This window comes from Vibrio sp. CCUG 15886, assembly GCF_028570825.1.
Lineage (GTDB): Bacteria > Pseudomonadota > Gammaproteobacteria > Enterobacterales > Vibrionaceae > Vibrio > Vibrio vulnificus_B.
This window is the reverse complement of the sequence record NZ_JAQQBT010000050.1, coordinates 1-724: the sequence shown is the minus strand read 5'-3', so window position 1 is coordinate 724 and position 724 is coordinate 1. Positions and strand designations below refer to the sequence as shown.

Below are 724 nucleotides of genomic sequence, written 5' to 3'. Positions count from 1 at the left end.
ATAACGCCGCGTTAAGGGGCGCGGGCACGCAATACAAAAGTGACCGCATAACACCTTAACCACTAAACCCAACGCAAACTGAAAATGCCACGCGTGCCAAGTCCCTCTTTAACGCTTTGTTAGCTTAAATTTCGCCAGTAAATGTTAAATAGCCACCCAATATTGCCATTAGCCACCACGCGCCCCCCAGGGATAGCCATACATAGTTAAGCCAACTTAACTTTTTGTTGGTGTCACCAAACATATCATTTTGAGACTCATTAATAGTCAGCTGTATCTTATAAAGAATTTGACACATAAAAGGAAAAAGAACAAAACTTACAAAAAAGCTGTATGGTAATGCTATTTCGTTGTCAGCAAGACCGTCTGAAATTACACCTAAAACATTCAATAAAACATATTTTGTTGCATCCCACTCCAGTACCTTAGGCAAATCTCCTTGGGAAGACAAACTGTCACTCTGAGTTACCTTAGTGCACAGTGAATGTAAGAAGAAAATAAAAAATATCGCTCTTGCTATAGGCCAGATGTTTTCACCGGAAGCAGTTCTGTATATAGACCAATTTTTATACATCCAATAAAATCCATAGAGACCCAAGGTTCCAACATACATTACCGTAAACTTCTTAGGTGACACTACATAGAACGAAACATCAGAACCTAGTTTATCCATTTTTATTACTACTCCTTCTATAAAAATTTATGCTAACGCCGCGTTAAGGGG

At 39.0% G+C, this 724-nt stretch carries 1 protein-coding gene; it reads right to left on the bottom strand.

Annotation, left to right across the window (positions count from 1 at the left end):
* Positions 1 to 124 precede the first annotated feature (124 nt).
* A complete protein-coding gene (locus PQQ36_RS22485; RefSeq protein ID WP_108678087.1) occupies positions 125 to 673 on the bottom strand; it encodes a hypothetical protein in 549 nt (182 codons plus the stop codon).
* Positions 674 to 724 lie beyond the last annotated feature (51 nt).